Annotated in this window: 17 protein-coding genes and 2 tRNA genes; 10 read left to right on the top strand and 9 right to left on the bottom strand. The window is 63.9% G+C overall.

Going from position 1 to position 15,928, the window contains the following annotated elements:
• Positions 1-254 precede the first annotated feature (254 nt).
• The 7 genes from C1A15_RS02890 to C1A15_RS02860 all read left to right on the top strand — a co-directional run bounded on the left by C1A15_RS02890 (position 255) and on the right by C1A15_RS02860 (position 5,273).
• On the top strand, positions 255-1,265 hold the full coding sequence (locus C1A15_RS02890) for a transglutaminase-like domain-containing protein (protein ID WP_146001795.1): 1,011 nt from the start codon (positions 255-257) through the stop codon (positions 1,263-1,265).
• A 67-nt stretch (positions 1,266-1,332) separates the two neighbouring features.
• Entirely contained in the window at positions 1,333-2,385 is a 1,053-nt protein-coding gene (locus C1A15_RS02885) for a type II secretion system F family protein (RefSeq protein WP_101721174.1), read from the top strand.
• Between the two features lie 8 nt (positions 2,386-2,393).
• Positions 2,394-2,720 carry a hypothetical protein gene (locus tag C1A15_RS02880; protein WP_101721173.1) on the top strand — a complete coding sequence of 109 codons (327 nt, stop codon included), beginning with the start codon at positions 2,394-2,396 and terminating at the stop codon, positions 2,718-2,720.
• 38 nt (positions 2,721-2,758) lie between these two features.
• Positions 2,759-3,259, top strand: a complete 501-nt coding sequence (locus C1A15_RS02875) for a DUF4860 domain-containing protein (protein ID WP_101721172.1) — start codon at positions 2,759-2,761, stop codon at positions 3,257-3,259.
• A gap of 1 nt (position 3,260) precedes the next feature.
• Positions 3,261-3,725, top strand: a complete 465-nt coding sequence (locus tag C1A15_RS02870) for a type IV pilus modification PilV family protein (RefSeq protein ID WP_101721171.1) — start codon at positions 3,261-3,263, stop codon at positions 3,723-3,725.
• The gene (locus C1A15_RS02865) at positions 3,722-4,189 is read left to right on the top strand and encodes a S4A5 electrogenic sodium bicarbonate cotransporter 4 (protein ID WP_101721170.1); all 468 of its coding nucleotides are present in this window, start codon (positions 3,722-3,724) and stop codon (positions 4,187-4,189) included. Before C1A15_RS02870 ends, C1A15_RS02865 begins: the two co-directional genes overlap by 4 nt.
• A 10-nt stretch (positions 4,190-4,199) precedes the next feature.
• Complete coding sequence (locus C1A15_RS02860) at positions 4,200-5,273, top strand: type IV pilus twitching motility protein PilT (protein WP_101721169.1); 1,074 nt, start codon at positions 4,200-4,202, stop codon at positions 5,271-5,273.
• Between the two features lie 113 nt (positions 5,274-5,386).
• On the opposite strand, the gene C1A15_RS02855 is transcribed toward C1A15_RS02860, so the two are convergent.
• The 4 genes from C1A15_RS02855 to C1A15_RS02840 form a co-directional block, all read right to left on the bottom strand.
• Positions 5,387-5,755, bottom strand: coding sequence for a tRNA-binding protein (locus C1A15_RS02855; RefSeq protein ID WP_101721168.1), 369 nt, complete (start codon positions 5,753-5,755; stop codon positions 5,387-5,389).
• Positions 5,756-5,764: 9 nt separating this feature from the next.
• Positions 5,765-6,274 (bottom strand): shikimate kinase, encoded by a 510-nt coding sequence (locus C1A15_RS02850; protein WP_101721167.1) that lies wholly within the window; start codon positions 6,272-6,274, stop codon positions 5,765-5,767.
• A 39-nt stretch (positions 6,275-6,313) separates the two neighbouring features.
• Entirely contained in the window at positions 6,314-7,279 is a 966-nt protein-coding gene (locus tag C1A15_RS02845; RefSeq protein ID WP_101721166.1) for a DMT family transporter, read from the bottom strand.
• 542 nt (positions 7,280-7,821) lie between these two features.
• A complete protein-coding gene (locus C1A15_RS02840; RefSeq protein WP_101723665.1) occupies positions 7,822-9,825 on the bottom strand; it encodes a DUF2207 domain-containing protein in 2,004 nt (667 codons plus the stop codon).
• 64 nt (positions 9,826-9,889) lie between these two features.
• Here C1A15_RS02840 and C1A15_RS02835 point away from each other — a divergent pair.
• A tRNA-Ser gene (locus C1A15_RS02835) sits at positions 9,890-9,980 on the top strand.
• Between the two features lie 33 nt (positions 9,981-10,013).
• On the opposite strand, the gene C1A15_RS02830 is transcribed toward C1A15_RS02835, so the two are convergent.
• From C1A15_RS02830 to C1A15_RS02820, 3 genes are all read right to left on the bottom strand, one after another.
• Positions 10,014-10,379 carry a guanylate cyclase gene (locus C1A15_RS02830; protein WP_101721165.1) on the bottom strand — a complete coding sequence of 122 codons (366 nt, stop codon included), beginning with the start codon at positions 10,377-10,379 and terminating at the stop codon, positions 10,014-10,016.
• A 109-nt stretch (positions 10,380-10,488) separates the two neighbouring features.
• Positions 10,489-12,471 carry an ATP-binding protein gene (locus C1A15_RS02825; RefSeq protein ID WP_101723664.1) on the bottom strand — a complete coding sequence of 661 codons (1,983 nt, stop codon included), beginning with the start codon at positions 12,469-12,471 and terminating at the stop codon, positions 10,489-10,491.
• A 170-nt stretch (positions 12,472-12,641) separates the two neighbouring features.
• Positions 12,642-13,196 (bottom strand): LemA family protein, encoded by a 555-nt coding sequence (locus C1A15_RS02820; protein ID WP_101721164.1) that lies wholly within the window; start codon positions 13,194-13,196, stop codon positions 12,642-12,644.
• 205 nt (positions 13,197-13,401) lie between these two features.
• On the opposite strand from C1A15_RS02820, the gene C1A15_RS02815 reads away from it, so the two are divergent.
• The gene (locus C1A15_RS02815; protein WP_101721163.1) at positions 13,402-13,965 is read left to right on the top strand and encodes a DUF308 domain-containing protein; all 564 of its coding nucleotides are present in this window, start codon (positions 13,402-13,404) and stop codon (positions 13,963-13,965) included.
• 11 nt (positions 13,966-13,976) lie between these two features.
• On the opposite strand, the gene ispE is transcribed toward C1A15_RS02815, so the two are convergent.
• On the bottom strand, positions 13,977-15,008 hold the full coding sequence (gene ispE, locus C1A15_RS02810; protein ID WP_101721162.1) for a 4-(cytidine 5'-diphospho)-2-C-methyl-D-erythritol kinase: 1,032 nt from the start codon (positions 15,006-15,008) through the stop codon (positions 13,977-13,979).
• Positions 15,005-15,508: a nucleoside deaminase gene (locus C1A15_RS02805; RefSeq protein ID WP_101721161.1), complete on the bottom strand. Its 504-nt coding sequence runs from the start codon at positions 15,506-15,508 to the stop codon at positions 15,005-15,007. The genes ispE and C1A15_RS02805 overlap by 4 nt, the downstream gene beginning before the upstream one ends.
• A gap of 124 nt (positions 15,509-15,632) precedes the next feature.
• On the opposite strand from C1A15_RS02805, the gene C1A15_RS02800 reads away from it, so the two are divergent.
• Positions 15,633-15,720: transfer RNA gene (locus C1A15_RS02800), tRNA-Ser, on the top strand.
• Positions 15,721-15,928 lie beyond the last annotated feature (208 nt).

Below are 15,928 nucleotides of genomic sequence, written 5' to 3'. Positions count from 1 at the left end.
GAGACATGCGGTGAAAACCCAACCTTCATTTTAGCACACGGGTCCTCTGTATCAAAGAGGGGGTATCGATAAATAGGACTATTCAACAATCATTTGAACAGTGATCGTTGACCTCGCATAACACCGTTTACGGGCGGTGCGCATGGAGAACGTCCCATGCTCGCTTCCACCCCTTCCCAAACGGCTATAATGGGTGCGCATGAGCACCGGCGACCGCAACGGTTCGCAACACACGACGAACGCGAAAAGAGATCGTGGAAACACGCAGCACATCAGGTTACCCTCCCGCACGGGCGGCGCGACGAACCGGCCGTGCATTCGCGCGCACCATCGCGTGCGCATTGTGCCTCGCGCTTGCGTTGGGCCTCATCGCAGGATGCGGCTCGAACGGCGGCGGATCCGCCCGCGCAACCACGACGACGAACGCCGGCGAGGGCGATTCCACGAGCGGCCCCGCATTCCAACGCCCCGAGCTGGCCACCTCCGCCTTCAATGCCGAAGGCGCCGTCACCGACCACGGCGGCTCGATCGACACGTCGTCGCTCGCGCAGGGCTACGTGGCGGCATCGGCCGAGAACGGCAGCCGTCTGAAATTCCAAGTCGTCAAAGACGAGCTGGCCTACAACTACGACCTCCCCAACGACGGCACGCCCATCATCTGCCCGCTCAACATGGGAGACGGCGCTTACGAGTTCAACATCATGCAAAACACGAGCGGCAACAGCTACGTCCAAATCACCACCGCGCAAGCCGATGTGGCGATGGACGACGAGTTCGAGCCCTATCTGCGCCCGAACGTGTTCTGCGACTACGATGCCGACAGCGCGAGCGTGGCCCAGGCCAACAAGCTGTCCGAGGGGGCGCAGAACGAGGGCGAGGTGCTGCGCAACGTCTACACATGGATAGCCGAAAACATTTCCTACGACACGGCCAAAGCCGAGCAGCTTGCCGATGCGACGGGCTACGTGCCCGACCCCGATGCCACGATGGCCGAGAAGAAGGGCATCTGCTTCGATTACGTCAGCTTGGGAGCCGCCATGTTGCGCAGTCAGGGAATCCCGACGAAGATTATCACCGGATACGTTTCTCCTGATAATATTTACCATGCGTGGAATATGGTATATCTTGACGGTAGCTGGATAAGCGTGGAGGTCAGCGCCGTCGCGGACGCCTGGACGCGCATCGACCTGACCTTCGCAGCTGCCGATGGGGCCGGACAGTACGTTGGCAACGCCAAGGACTACACCGATCGGTACACGTACTAACGTGAATCGACGTGCGGAAATACGAGAGCTTCGAGACGAGAAGCGCGTGACAAGGAGCGAAACGATTATGGCCACTACCGTGCTTGAGAGCAGCGCCGTCAGCGCATTCTGCGAGAGCGTCGCCATCATGCTGGCCGCCGGCATCCAAACCGACGAGGCGGTGAGCCTGCTCGGCGAGAACATGGAGCGGGGCTCGTTCAAGAACGCCTGCAATGCCGTGTACGCGCGCCTTATCGCCGGCGAAACGCTGGCCGACGCGCTCAAGCATTCGGGCTCCTTCCCCAACCACGTCGTCGACATGATGCGCGTGGGCGAGGTGTCGGGGCGCCTCGAGCCGACGCTGCGCACGCTTGCCGTGTACTACGACGAAGAGGGCCGCCTGTTCGCCAAAATGCGCTCGAGCATCATCTATCCCGCCGCGCTGCTCTGCGTCATGTCCGTCATCCTCGCCTTTACGGTAGCGGTCATCCTGCCCGTGTTCGTGAACGTGTACGAAAGCCTGTCCGGCGATTTGGCCGCCGGCTCGTTCAACACCGTGAACATCTCCATCGGCATCGGCTGGGCGGCCCTTGCCATCACGCTCGTATGCACCGCGTTCGTGCTGATCATGGCTGTTGCCATGCGCAGCGAAGGCGGACGGCACCGCCTCATGTCGCTTGCCGAGAAGCTGCCCGGCACGCGCGGCACCATGCACCAGCTGGCCTTGAGCCGTTTCACGTCGGCGCTTGCCACCTACGTGGCCTCGGGCATCGACACCGACACGGCCATGAAGGAGGCCGTGGCCATGGTCGACCACCGCTCGCTCAAAGCTCAGCTTGAAGGCGCGCGCGGTGAAATGCTGGACCTGACCGCACCGAAGAGCCTCGCGCAGGCCATCACCGACAGCGGCGTGTTCGAGCCCGTGTACGCCCGCATGCTCACCATCGGCGCGCGATCCGGCAGCGTGGAGAACGTGTTGGGCCGCCTGTCGCTGACGTTCTTCGACGACGCCATCGTGAAGATGGATCGCCTGGTGGACGGCGTCGAGCCGATGCTGGCCGCCTTCCTGACCATCGCCGTGGGAGCCACGCTCGTCTCGGTCATGCTGCCGCTCATCGGCATCATGGGATCGATCGGCTAGGTGCGCCCATGTATCATGAGCGATCGACAAAGCAGCGCCGCCGCAGTCGGGGAATCCGGCTGGTCGTGCTTGCGCTCGCGATCGTGCTGATCGTCGGCGGTTGGTTCGCGGCGGGCATTGTGGGGCAGAACCTGCGCGAGCAAGGAGCCCTGTCGGTGCGCAACGCCATCCTCGACAGCGCGAAGCAGTGCTGCGCCATCGAGGGCTCCTTCCCTGCCTCGCTCGAGCATCTTGAGAACGAGTACGGCCTGCGCGTGAACCGCGACGATTACGTGATCACCTACGAGGTGTTCGCTGAGAACATCATGCCGAGCGTCGTGGTGGTACCGCGATGATAAGCGATCGCCCCAGCGGGCAGGATGAGGATGCGGTCATGGAAGCTCTGACCAGTCGAGGCATAGCGCAAAGCGCCGAGAACGGCCACGAATTCGGCCGGTTCTTCACCGTGATCCTGTTCGCGCTGTTCGTAGCCGTGCTGCTTATCGCAATCATGGCGGGCACGGGCCTGTATCGCGCACTCGTGGACGTGCGCGACCAGGCCGACACGTCGCGCCTGGCCACGGGGCTCATCGCCAACAGCGTTCGGGCATCGGACGCCACGGATGCGGTCGGTGCGGGCCAGGGCCCCGAAGGGCGCTCGCTCGTGCTTTCCGAGCACTTGGAAAACGGCACGTTCGAAACGCGCATCTACGCGTATCAGGGCATGATCGTGGAGGAGTACGCGCTGGCAGATGCGGAGTACACGCCCGACAAGGCCACCCCCATCGTCGCTTCCGAGCGGTTCTCGTTCTCCTACGAGAACGGGCTGCTCTCGGTCGAAACGGACGACGGCAACGTGCAGATCGCGCTGCGCAGCTCGATGGGAGGTGCCTAACATGGCGAAGCTTTCCCCGGGAACCCTGCTCACCGGGCGCCGCGGCTCCGACACCACGTGGCACGGCACGGCGTTCGTCGTCGAGGCGCTGGTGCTGCTCGTGTTCCTGGCGTTCGCGCTGGCCACGTTCATGCAGCTGTTCGGAGCGGCGCACGCGCGCGGAGTCGAAGAGCGCGTGCTCACCCAGGCCGTCTCCCTCGCCTCCAACAACGCCGAGCGGTTCGCCGCCGCGCCCGAGTCGGGTTCGATGACCGAGACGTTCGATGCCGAGGGCGCGCGTGCGAACGGCTCGGAAGGCGGCGAGGATGCGTACCTCGTGAGCCGCGACGTCGCGTCCGAGCGCTCGGCGGCCGGCACGCTGTACCGCGCCACCATCAACGTGGAGCATGACGGGGACGTGGTGTACACCATCGACACGGCCCGCTACGTAAGCGACGACGCGACGAAGGAAGGCGGTGCAGCATGACGACGCGCGGGCGCGGATCGGTGCGCATCGGGCCCATCAGCCTGTTCGCCCTGGTCATCATTTTGTGTCTAGCGGTCATGGCCGTGCTGTCGGTAACCACGGCGCAAGCCACGTACGCGGCGGCCGAGCGACAGGCGACTTTCACCAGCGATACGTACGCCAACGAGAGCGCAGCCCAGCAGTTCGTGTCCGAGATGGATGCCGTGCTCGCGCAGGTGCGCGAGGCGGGCGGCGGCACGAGCGAGGCCCTGGCCGCGATCGAACGCGTGCTGCCCGAGAACGCCAAGCTCGAAGGCACGCAGATAGAAGCCGAATTCACGACCGATAGCGGGCGCACGCTCACCATCGATCTGGAGATACACGCGAACGCAACGTACACGATTACGGCATGGAAAGCAACGACGCTGTGGACGAACGACAGCCAGGGAGAGGCGCTGTGGTCGGGCGCTGCGCAAACACGATAGGAGCAACGAGATGAGACTTGAAGAGCTGCTGCGAGAGATGGTCGACGCGAAGGCGTCCGATATCTTCATCATTGCGGGCCTGCCTCTGGCCTACGAAGTGAGCGGGCGGCAGATCCGCCTCGACTCGGCGCCGCTCATGCCGGCAGACACCGAAACGTTCGTGCGCGCCATCTACGAGGTGTCCGGCCGCAGCATGGCGCAGTTCATCGACAACGGCAACCACGACGACGACTTCTCGTTCGCCATCGCGGGCATCGGCCGCTTCCGCGCCAACATCCTGCGGCAGCGCGGGTCGTACGGCGCGGTCATCCGCGTCATCCCGTTCGGTCTGCCCGACCCGGCCGAGTACCACATTCCCGAGGAAGTGCTGCGCCTCGCCTCGCTCCAGAAAGGCCTCGTGCTGATCACAGGACCGGCAGGCGCGGGCAAGTCCACGACGCTGGCCTGCATCATCGACAAGCTGAACCACGAGCGCGCCGGCCACATCATCACGATGGAGGATCCCATCGAGTACGTGCACCGTCACGGGAGCTGCATCGTCACGCAGCGCGAAGTGCCCACCGACATCGCCACGTACAGCGAGGCGCTGCGCTCGGCCATGCGCGAGAGCCCCGACGTCATCCTGCTGGGCGAGATGCGCGACTACGAGACCATCGGCACGGCCGTCACGGCAGCCGAGATGGCGCAACTGCTGTTCTCCACGCTGCACACCACGGGCGCGGCCGGAACGGTGGACCGCATCATCGACGCCTTCCCCGCCTCGCAGCAGCGCCAGATCCGCATGCAGCTTTCCATGGTGCTCGAAGCCATCGTGTCGCAGCAACTCGTGCCCACGGTGGACGGCAGCGTGGCCCCCGCGTTCGAGATCATGTACACGAACACGGCCATCCGCAACCTCATCCGCGAGGAGAAGACGCACCAGATCGACAGCGTCATCGCCGCCGGCGGCGCCTCGGGCATGCGCACGATGGACCAAAGCCTGTTCGACCTCGTGAAGCAGGGCCGCGTGGCCAAGGAGATGGCGCTGCAGTACAGCATCCATCAGGAAGCGCTCAAGAAGCGGTTCGAGGTGGAGGGGCTGTAAGGGCGCTGCGCGCTTCGCGTTTCGCGCTCGCACCCGGCAACGAGCAAGCCCCCGCAGCTCACCGTGAGCTGCGGGGGCTTTTTGCGCGACGGGACGTTTCCGGCCGGGAGGGGTTATCCCAGGCGCACGCCGTCGGGAACCTCGCGTTCGGGCACGGCGAGCGCCGGCAGGATACCGTCCTCGTAGCCGATGTCGTACACCATGCCCTCCGACACCTCGCCCGCCATTTTGCGCGGCGCGAGGTTCACCACGAACAACGCCTGCTTGCCGGTGAGCTCGGCTTGGCAATCTTCGCGCTCCTCCTTCATGCCCGACAGGATGGTGCGCGTGAAGCCGCCGAAATCAACCGTCATCTTGATGAGCTTCTTGGAGCCCTCCACGTCGTCCACCGCCACGATGCGCCCCACCCGGACGTCGATCTTGTCCAAGTCGTCGATCGTGATGGTAGGTTTCACCGGAGCAGGTGCAACGGATGCAGCCATGGAGTTCTCCTACTTCAGCGCGTCGGCCACTTTGCGGGCTGCGGCGGTGATGGACAGGTCGTTCACGTCGACGGTGACCTCGGCGTACTGCTCGTACAGCGGCAGGCGCTCGTCGTACAGTTCGCGCAAGCTCATGCCGATGCCGCCCTTCAACACCACGCCGCGCTCCTGCAAGTCGCTCAGGCGGTTGACCAGCTGGTCGAACGTGATCTTGAGGTACACGATGGTGCCGATCTCCGCCAGGTGCTCCATGGCCTCGTCGGAGTACACGGCCGAGCCACCCGTGGCGATGATGGACTTCGACGCCGTCAGGTCGCGCAGGATCTCGTTCTCCACCTGGATGAAGCCCTCCGGGCCGCACGCGTCGATGAGCTTCTGCAACGTCTTGTCGCAGCTGTTCTGGATCACCAGGTCAGCGTCGATGAAGTCGTAGTTCAAGATCTTCGCCAGCACGATGCCGAGGGTCGATTTGCCGGCACCGGGCATGCCGATGAGCACGATGTTGTCTTTTTCAGCCATGGAACTTCCTCCCTTGATGCACACAATGGGAGCATTGTATCACGGCAGCTCGGCGGGAACAGCCTCCTGTTGCCGGGCCGCGGCCTCGCTGCGGGCGACGCGGGTGCGTTTCAGCGGGAACGTCTCGCTGACCAGGATGGCGCCGAAGATGAGCACGAATCCCACGACCAGCTTGAGCCCGATCTGCTCGCCGTACAGCAGCACGCTGAACAGCACGCCGAACACCGACTCCAAGCTGAGGAACAGCGACGCCTGAGCGGGCGGCACGTGCGCGAGCGCCACGTTCTGGATGACGAGCGCCACGCACGACGCGAAGATGACGAGGTAGGCCATGTTCCAGAAGAACGCAGGCGTAAGCTCCGACGCGGACGGAAGCGTTTCGAAGCAGGCCCCGTACGCCACGCCGCACGCGCCGCCGATGAAGAACTGCATCACCGTGAGCACGAGCACGTCGTTCGTCTCCGAGAACTTCGACACGTACACGATATGCACTGCGAACAGCAGCGCCGACACCAGCGTCATGAAGTCGCCGTAGCCCATGCTGAGCTCGGCGAGCGAGCCTTGCAGCGACACCATCCCGATGCCGGCCACCGCCATGACGGCCGCGCCGATGTTGAACACGGTCGGGCGCTTGCGCGCGATGACCCACCACGCGAAGGGAACGATCACACAGTACGTGGCCGTGAGGAACGCGTTCTTGCCGGGCGTCGTGTTGTCCAGCCCGATGGTCTGCACCCAGAACGCTAGGAAGCACAGCACGCCCAGGACGAGGCCCTTGACCAGGTAATCTTTCGTGAACGCCAACCGCATGCGCCGCCAGAACACCGCCGCCAGCACCGCGCCCGTGGCCAGGAAGCGAAACCCGATGAGGTACGCCGGCTCCAGCACGTCCACTGCGTCCTTCATCACGACGAAGCTGAGACCCCAGATGACGGTGGCCACGACCAGCAGCAGCTTGTACACGCTCGCCGGGATGCGTCCCGCTATGTTGGAAAATCCGTTCATGGCGCATCAGTATAGCGCCCGGCGCGAGGGGGCGTATCGTTAATCAGTGAGTATTTGCGGGGAAGAGCGCCCGATCGAGGCGCGCGATGCTGCAAAATCACCGCCGAAAAGCGAGTTCGGCTCCTGAACGGGGCGCGTCGGCTTTCTGGACGCCTCCTCCGGGAATCCTGCGAGCAGAGATCGAGCTTCGCAGCGCGATTTCGCGTGACGAACGAATGTTTCACGTGAAACATTCGCAAGCAGGAACGGGCGGCACGTCGGGGCGGGGGCCGCTCCCGTGCGAAGTCCCCGAGTTATGCGCCCTCGTGGCAGCGGAAAGCCCCGAAAAGCGCCCGGCCCCCGCTGCCGCGGCCGCAGCAGCGGAACGCTAGTACACTTGTTTCAATATCGCAGTACATCGCAACAAATGTTTCACGTGAAACATTTGGGGCCGGCTCGCGGGACGCCCTGAGACCGGGGGGCTCCACGCGTAAGATCGTCGGCAGCGTCAGATGTGTATAAGAGAACAGGGTTCGGGGGTCCGGGGCTCGCAGCCTGCTCGCCTAGCGGGCGCCGCCGCCTCCGCCGAAGCCGCCGCCTCCGCCGCCGGAGAAACCGCCGCCGAAGCCGCCGCCGCTCGAGAAATTCCCGCTGGCGCCCGACAGCGCCGCCTGAGCCGTCGACATCGTGTTCGACAGCGACGTCTGCAGCATGTCACCCACCGAGGGCATCGCGGCGCCCGCGGCCGTGTGGCCGCCCGTGTACCAGAACCACCACGGCATATAGGTCATGCCCATCGAGCCGTCGTATTCGAACAGCTGCGGCATGGTGGTCTGCAGCTGCTTGATGGCCTGATCAGCAACGCCGAACAGGTACGCATACACCATGAACTCGCCCCACACCTTCACATCGGTGGGCGGACGCTCGTCAAGCGACGAGAAGTCGGTCAGCCAGTTGCGCAGTGCCTTGCTCTTGGCGGTCAGCTCGTTGCCCCTCACGCTGCGGCGCGGCATGTAGTTTCCGATCACGCCCAGCGCGATGGCCGTCGGAATCATGAAGATCAGCGGGATGAAATTCGACATGAGCAACCAAATCGCGATGCCGGCCACGGCTACCACCACGGCGAGCGCGATGAGATAGCCCTGGTAGCGCTTGCCCTTCGCTTCGAAGAAATCCTCGCGGTTCGTCTCGGCCGACAGCATGCCCTGCCAACCCTTCATCGCATCGACGAATTCCTGCGGGTTGTCCTCGCCGTACTTCTTAATGGTGCCGAACCACAGCGAGTCGGCGCCCTGGGCGAATCGCCCGAACAGCAGATCCAGCGTATGCCGATCCACCGGATCGGTCACGCTGTCGGCAGCCGGCAGCTTGGTGAGGTAGTAGTCGTCCACGGTCTTCGTGCGACCGAATACGCCAGGCTCCTCGTAGCTGCCCGCGTCGATGCGGATCGCGCCGATATGCGCGAGATGCATGAGCGTTGCCGTGAAGTCGTCCTGGCTTTCGCGATCCCAGCGCCACAAACGGCCGATAGCCGCCGGATGAACGGTCGGATCGGGCACGTCGCGCCAGTATTCGTCGGTGAACGTGGGCTTGTACTCGCGCCCGAACTTGAAGTACGCGCGCAGCGCCCATGCGATGAGCAGCACGCAGACCACGCCGCAGCCGATGACGAACGCAAGCGACAGCATGCGGTTGCGATTCGCCTCGTCCGACCACGCCTGTTCCTCTTTCAGCACTTCGTCCAGACGGTTCTGGCCCTGGTGCAACGCGGCGCTTTCCGGCGACAGGTTCGTCAGCCACTCCACGGGGAACACCACGCGCGCCTCGGCGTACTGCCCCGCCGCAACGTGCGGCACGGTATACGTCACGGTGCCATCGGCGTTCACGGCAACCTTGCCGTCGAGCGGCCCGTGGCCCCACGCGCGCACGTTCTCGCCCGGCACCACCTCGGTGCCCTGCGGCACGGGCAACGCCAGCGTCATGGTGACGTTATCGGAATCCTCGGCCCATTGCGAACCAACATACTGCCAGTACACCTCGCCCACGTCGTTGTACGCCTGCGCGCCGTTCACCACCGTGTAGTCCAGCTCGATGATGCGACGGTCGTCAGACGCGTTGAAGAATACGTACACGCTGTTCATCGGCGCGTCGAACGAGTACGAATCGTTCCCCGGCCCTCCCGAATCGCGCCAGCTCAGCACGAACGACTCGCTGGGAAGCGTCGTCCAGTCTCCCACCACCGTGCCGTCGGCGTCGACGTTCGCCATGCGCACGCCGTTGACCTTGATCGACGCATTCGCCGGAAGACCGTTGAACGTCCACCATACGGCGGTGAAATCGCCGTCGAAATCGAACGTCCGCTGCTCGGTCACCTGCAACGCTCCGTCGGTTTCCACCTGAGCTTGGATATCCACTTTGGGCATGGTGTACGACTTCGCGTGCGCCTGTCCGGGGGCAAGCGCCACGAGCGCGCACGCGAACGCAACGAGGACCGCGCAGGCAAGCGCGGCGTTTCGCCGGGAAAAAGCGAAGGATTCGCGGAGTTGCGAACCGCTCATGTTTTGCATGATCATGCTCCTTGCAACTTGGAGGTGGTCACGGTATCATAGCAAACCGCACCTATTATACTGCGGAGAGCTGACCGAGAGGCCGAAGGTGCTCGCCTGCTAAGCGAGTACACCCCAAAAGGGTGTCTGGGGTTCGAATCCCCAGCTCTCCGCCACCGCATTTTTCAAAACCCTCGCATGAGGGTTTTTTACTTCCTTCGCCAACGCTTCACGCGAGAACCGGGCGTGGTCGTTTTCGCGGCCTTGATGCGATACGCGGGGTTGTGCCGCAAGAACACGGAGCGGCAGATCCGCGTGACGGCAAGCCCGATCAGCGCCGTAAGCAGGAAGCTGAACGCCAGATCGAACACCGCATCGTTGCGCTCGAGCCACGCGTAAGCGCATACGAGCAGGAAGAACACCGACACGCCGCCGGTGATGGCGGTGAACATCTTGATGAGCAGCTCCTTCGCCCGGTTGGGAGAATAGCGCCACGCCGCGACGATGTACACGATGACAGCCACCACGGCCAACACGATGAGCATCGGAACGATACGCGACAGTCGAGCGACCACGTAAAGCACTCCTTTCCCAGGTTGGGATGCATGCGCACCCTGAAGCTTGCACTGATCGCATCATACCAGACCCGCACGTGCCGAACGGAGCGCCATCGCGAACAGCCACCTATTCGTCGCTCTTTCCCGTCACGAACGTCGCGAAGAGATGGCAGATCTCGCTTTTCCCGATGGGCTTCACCGCGAACCCGTCCATCCCGGCATCGAACGCGCGCTGCCGATCCTCCTCGTAGGCGTTCGCCGTGGTCGCGATGATGGGAGGCCGCTCGCGACCCGCCTCTCGGTAGCGGTCCACGACGATGCGCGCGGCCTCGAGCCCGTCCATGCCCGGCATTTGGATGTCCATGAAGATGAGGTCGAAGCGATCCTCGGGAGCGCCCTCCAACTGATCGAGGACGTCTAACCCGTTCCACGCGCGTTCCACCGTAGCGCCCGTGGAAGCGATGATCTCCTCGGCTATCTCGCCGACGATCTCGTTGTCCTCCGCTAGCAGCACGCGCACGTTCGGCCAAATGCAGGGCGCGTCCACGTCGACCGCGTTGGGGCGCTCGGTCTCGATGGATTCCTCCAGCCGCAGTTCGCACGCCTCGCCCGCGCAGGATTCGAACGGCAGCACCAGCGTGAAGCGCGATCCGCGGCCGCGCTCGCTTTCCACCCGCACGGAGCCGCCCATCAGGTCGGCCAGGTTCTTCACGATGGACATGCCGAGTCCCGTGCCCTCCACGGACAGCCGCGTGGGAACATCCTCGCGCTCGAACGGGTCGAACATGCGCGACATGAACTCCTTCGACATGCCGATGCCGTCATCCTCCACGATGAAGCGGATCAATCGCACGCGCATCTCGAACTCGTCGCGGCTAGTCGGCTTCAGCGAAATGCCATGCTGCGCGGCGTATGCTTCACGCTCGTCGCCCCTCAGCTCTTCCACGCCGAAATTCACCATTCCGTTCGGCTCGGTGTACTTCACCGCATTGCCAAGCAGGTTGATAAGCACCTGGTTCACATGCATCTCATCGCCCAGCACGAGGCCGTCGTCCACATCGACGTGCGTGACGGTGAACGCGAGGTGCTTCGAATCGGCTTGCGGCCGCACCATGGAACCGAGCGTTTCCACCACAGCGTGCACGTCGAACGGCTTCGTCGCCAGGTCGATCTGCCCGCTTTCGATCTTGCTCATATCCAGCACGTCGTTCACAAGGTTGAGCAGGTGGTGCGATGAAAGCTGCACCTTCTCCAAACTCTCCATTACGCGCTCTCGTTCGTCGACATGCTCGAGGGCGATGTCGGTCAGGCCCATTATGGCCGTGAGCGGGGTGCGGATATCGTGCGAGACGTTCGATATGAAACGCGATTTCGCCTCGTTCGCTTCCTGAGCCGAATCAACCGCACGACGCAAGCTCTCCTGCAACCCCTCTTGCTGGCGATTCTTGCGGCTGATCACCATGAAGAACAGCACCAGGGAAATCATCACGGCCGCCATGAGCACCGTCGCCGTGAATATGGCGTCCTGGCGCGTCTCGTTGACTGTCGTGTACAGCTGATCGAACGATTGGGAGGCAGCGTCGATGATGTCGGTATTGAGTTCGAGCATCTCGTCGATGCGCGGATCGATGGCGGTGGCGAGGAATCGCGCGATCGTCTCGTCGCTCGCTTCGCTCAGGCTTATCGCGATAAGCTGCTCCTGCTGGGTGCGGAATTCATCGTAGCTGCTCGCCAGCGCGTCAGCCTTATCGGGATTGCCACGATGACGCCGTTCGATCACTTCGATAGCTTGCCGCAGATCTTGATCGATGGAGGCGAACTCCGATTTGACGCTGGCGATGGTCTCGGGCGTGCGCGCGAACGCCAAGCGGTCGTCCAGCGTGCGCACCTGCATGAGCAACGTCTCGGATCGGCCGGCGGCCACCGTCACCGCGTAGGGGTGCTCCTTCAAGTCCTCGGTTTTCGTGTCGATGGCGTTCATGTTCACCAACAGCACGGCGTAGAACGACACGAGCAGCGCCATGAGCACGAGAGCCGCAATAAGGTAGACCGGATCCGAGTCGAGCACACGCCCGAGACGATCATGCTTCCGCGATGAAACCTTCTTCATGAAACCGCTCCGATATACGGGCGCAGAGTCCACGGCGACGAGACGCATCAGGGCCGGATTCTGCGCATTCTGCCCGCACGATCCCGCAACGAGATAGCGCAGCGAATCCTACGCGAAAGATTTTTTCAAACGAGCGCCGCAACCTAGGCTGCGGCGCTCGTCGAACACGCTTAGAACTGCACCTTGGGAGCGACTTCCGCACCGGCCGTCGCATCGAAGCTATCGCGCTCCTTGAAGCCCATCATGCCGGCGATCAACACGGCGGGGAACGTCTGGATGGCCGTGTTATACTTCATGACGGTGTCGTTGAAGCTTTGGCGCATGTAGCTGATCTTGTCTTCGGTGTTGGAAAGCTCAGCCTGGAGCTGCTGGAAGTTCGTGTTCGCCTTGAGGTCCGGGTAGGCCTCGGCCACGGCGAACAGGTTCTTCAGCGCGCCGGTGAGAATGCCGTCGGCCTGCATCTTGCCCTCGGGCGTGGGCGCGTTCATGACGGCGGTGCGCGCTTTGGTGACCTCTTCGAGCGTGCCGCTTTCGTGGGCGGCATAGCCCTTGACGGTTTCGACGAGATTCGGAATGAGGTCGAGACGGCGCTGCAACTGCACGTCGATCTGCGCCCAGGCGTTGTCCACCATGTTGCGCAGTTTGACGAGGTTGTTGTACAGCCCGATCACGGCCACAACCAACACGACGACGATGACGAGGATGATGATCAATGGGATGCTCATAGCTCTCCTTTGCTATTACGTAGCAAGCATTCTACCATCGCACGAGCCTTTGGGGAAAGACGCAACTATTCGGTAAACCGAACTGTAACGCTTATATATCGCGAAACTGACGGAAACGGCCCGTTTCGCGGGTCTTCTCCCTGTTCGTGCTAGGTTCAGCGTACCACGTCGCCCGTGCCATTCGCCTCCGACCGAAAGGATCGCGATGCCCGCTCCGCATATCGTCACGACGTTCCGGCAGCGCAGCAAGCCGGCCAAGGTATCGGTGATCGCACTGTTGCTGCTGCCGCTCATCGGCTTGGGATGCGTGCTGCTCCCCGGCGACATCGTGCACGCGCTGCCGTATGTGCTGGGCGTCGTCATGACGGTTTCGGGCGTCGCAAGCATCGCAGCGGGCGTGCGGTCGCGTCGCATTGAAGGCGGCAGGCACAGTATCGGAACGGGGCTGGTCATGAGCGTGGTTGGCGTGGTCGCGTTCCTGCAAGGAAGCGATTCCATCAACTACATCGGCGTCATCTGGGGCGTATTGGGCCTGCTGAAAGCCGCGCACGGGTTCGACGACGCGCTGCGCCATGCCGCTGCGCACGAGCGGTTCGCGTTTATCTTGGCGTTCGCCGTGTTCAACCTCGTGGTGTCGGTGCTGCTCGTGCTCAACCCGTTCGCGAACATCGACCACCATATCATCGTACTGGGCGTGGAGCTGTTGGCGTACCCCTTCCGACTCGTGCTGACGAAGCAGGGAACGCGCGTGGAAGCGGATGCCGCCTAGCCGCCTGCCGCCTAGCGCACGCGGGTCGGCACCACGGCCGCGCGCGTCGAGCCGAACGTGGTGGCGCGTGCCCACCAGCCGTGCATGCGGGCATCGGCAGCAACGCGCCCCGCTGCGGCGAACGAGGGGCACTGCACGAACACGGCCGAACCGCTGCCCGACATGAGCACGTGCTCGACGTCAGCGCGCTCGCTCGCCCATGCGCGGATGTCCACGAGCTCCGGAAGCAGCTGCTCGGAGACGGGCACCAGGTTGTTGCACAGCGGCACGTCGACGGCTTGCGTCGCGGCGAGCGCGGCTTCGCGGCTGGCCTGCGGAATCACCGTGGGATGCCGGTCGAACGCTCGGTACGCCTCGGCCGTTGACACGCCGCCTTCGGGCTTCACGAGCACGACGCTCGTGCGCATGGGCTCAAGGTCGTGAGCGAATTCATCGCCCACGCCGGTGAAGCACGCGCAGCCGCCATGCAGGAAAAACGCCACGTCAGCGCCGAGGGCGCGCGCCGCCTCCTCGATGCGCGGATCGTCGGCCGGCACGCCCCACAAGCGGGCCGCGCCCAGCAGCGCCGCAGCGGCATCGGAAGAGCCGCCGCCCAACCCCGCTTCGGCGGGAATGTGCTTTTCGACGCAGACGACCATCCTCTCGTCGCTCGCGCGGCCGAGCTTGTCGGCCAGCAGACGCACGGCCTTCGCCACGATGTTGCGCTCCGTGGGCACGTCGAGTTCCGGAAGCCCCTCGCGCGCGATGCACGTGATGTCGATCGAAAGCCCCTCGCCGCAACCCGGCGCCAGCTTCATGTGCAGCACGTCGTGCAGCATGAGCGAGTGCATGATGCTGACGGCCTCGTGGTAGCCGTCAGCGCGCTTCCCGCCGATGTCGAGGAACAGGTTCACCTTCGCCGGCGCCAGCAGCTCGACCGCATCGGGGCCGGTGAAGCCGGCAACGTGAACGCCCTGCGCTCGGCGCGCCACCTCCAGCATGTCCACCGCGTGCTCGTCGTTCGCCAGGCGCTCGGCACGCGCCTCCGCCTTGGTTTGCGTCATGAGGGGTTCCCCCGTTTCTTTCTCTTTTTCGCAAAGAAGCTTCGCAGCAATTCGGCGCACTCGTCGCCCAGCACCTGGGGCGTGGCTTCGAAGGTGTGGTTGAGGCGCTTGTCGGCGTTGACGGCGTACAGAGTGCCGAGGGCGCCCGCCTTCGGGTCGGCGGCGCCGTACACGCAGCGGTCGACGCGCGCCTGATGCATGAGGCCCGCGCACATCACGCACGGCTCCAGCGTCACGTACACCGTGCAGCCGGTCAGCCGCCATACGCCCAGGCGATCGGCCGCCTGCTTGAGCGCGATGAACTCGGCATGCCCGGCGGGATCTTGCGTCGTCTCGCGCAGGTTGCACGCCCGCGCGATCACCTGCGGCTCGGCCAGGGGACGGCGGGTCGCGGGGTCGATGGGCTCGTACACCACGACGGCCCCGATGGGGACTTCGTCCAGCTCTTCGGCGCGATGCGCCTCCTCGATTGCCATGCGCATGTAGTCTTCGTCGGTCATGCGGCTTATTATATGGTATCCTACCGATGCATTCGGGAACGCGGCGCGAAAAAGCACGACGCGCGACGATGCGGATCGAGGCGCTCTTGCGCGCTCGCCCGCCGAACCCGAGGCAACCCCATGCGGAGGCGTGGCCGAGTGGTTGAAGGCGGCAGTCTTGAAAACTGTTAAGCCGCAAGGCTTCGTGGGTTCAAATCCTACCGCCTCCGCCAGAAATGCGACGCGCCCGGCAGCCAACGGCTCCGGGCGCTTTTCTTACGCGCCGACAAGCCCGACGACGCTACGGGCCCCGCGTTCGCGAACGAGTTTCACGTAAAACCGGCGTTCGAACCCTCCCCTGCTTGACGCGCGACCGCAACTCGAGGCCCCGGCTCGCAGACGCCCACGCTATGCAGCCGAAACCGAAACGCGCTCCTCGCC

Origin of the sequence: Eggerthella timonensis (assembly GCF_900184265.1) — a bacterium.
In the GTDB taxonomy this organism is placed as follows: domain Bacteria; phylum Actinomycetota; class Coriobacteriia; order Coriobacteriales; family Eggerthellaceae; genus Eggerthella; species Eggerthella timonensis.
The sequence above is the reverse complement of the archived record's forward strand: the minus strand, read 5'-3'. Positions and strand labels throughout refer to the sequence as shown.

Coding starts and splice junctions, on each gene's coding strand:
- C1A15_RS02885 (WP_101721174.1), top strand. CDS start 1,333: ATGGCCACTACCGTGCTTGAGAGCAGCGCCGTCAGCGCATTCTGCGAG.
- C1A15_RS02840 (WP_101723665.1), bottom strand. CDS start 9,825: ATGCAAAACATGAGCGGTTCGCAACTCCGCGAATCCTTCGCTTTTTCC.
- C1A15_RS02870 (WP_101721171.1), top strand. CDS start 3,261: ATGGCGAAGCTTTCCCCGGGAACCCTGCTCACCGGGCGCCGCGGCTCC.
- C1A15_RS02845 (WP_101721166.1), bottom strand. CDS start 7,279: ATGAACGGATTTTCCAACATAGCGGGACGCATCCCGGCGAGCGTGTAC.
- ispE (WP_101721162.1), bottom strand. CDS start 15,008: ATGACGCAAACCAAGGCGGAGGCGCGTGCCGAGCGCCTGGCGAACGAC.
- C1A15_RS02825 (WP_101723664.1), bottom strand. CDS start 12,471: ATGAAGAAGGTTTCATCGCGGAAGCATGATCGTCTCGGGCGTGTGCTC.
- C1A15_RS02805 (WP_101721161.1), bottom strand. CDS start 15,508: ATGACCGACGAAGACTACATGCGCATGGCAATCGAGGAGGCGCATCGC.
- C1A15_RS02850 (WP_101721167.1), bottom strand. CDS start 6,274: ATGGCTGAAAAAGACAACATCGTGCTCATCGGCATGCCCGGTGCCGGC.
- C1A15_RS02855 (WP_101721168.1), bottom strand. CDS start 5,755: ATGGCTGCATCCGTTGCACCTGCTCCGGTGAAACCTACCATCACGATC.
- C1A15_RS02875 (WP_101721172.1), top strand. CDS start 2,759: ATGGAAGCTCTGACCAGTCGAGGCATAGCGCAAAGCGCCGAGAACGGC.
- C1A15_RS02820 (WP_101721164.1), bottom strand. CDS start 13,196: ATGAGCATCCCATTGATCATCATCCTCGTCATCGTCGTCGTGTTGGTT.
- C1A15_RS02815 (WP_101721163.1), top strand. CDS start 13,402: ATGCCCGCTCCGCATATCGTCACGACGTTCCGGCAGCGCAGCAAGCCG.
- C1A15_RS02860 (WP_101721169.1), top strand. CDS start 4,200: ATGAGACTTGAAGAGCTGCTGCGAGAGATGGTCGACGCGAAGGCGTCC.
- C1A15_RS02865 (WP_101721170.1), top strand. CDS start 3,722: ATGACGACGCGCGGGCGCGGATCGGTGCGCATCGGGCCCATCAGCCTG.
- C1A15_RS02880 (WP_101721173.1), top strand. CDS start 2,394: ATGTATCATGAGCGATCGACAAAGCAGCGCCGCCGCAGTCGGGGAATC.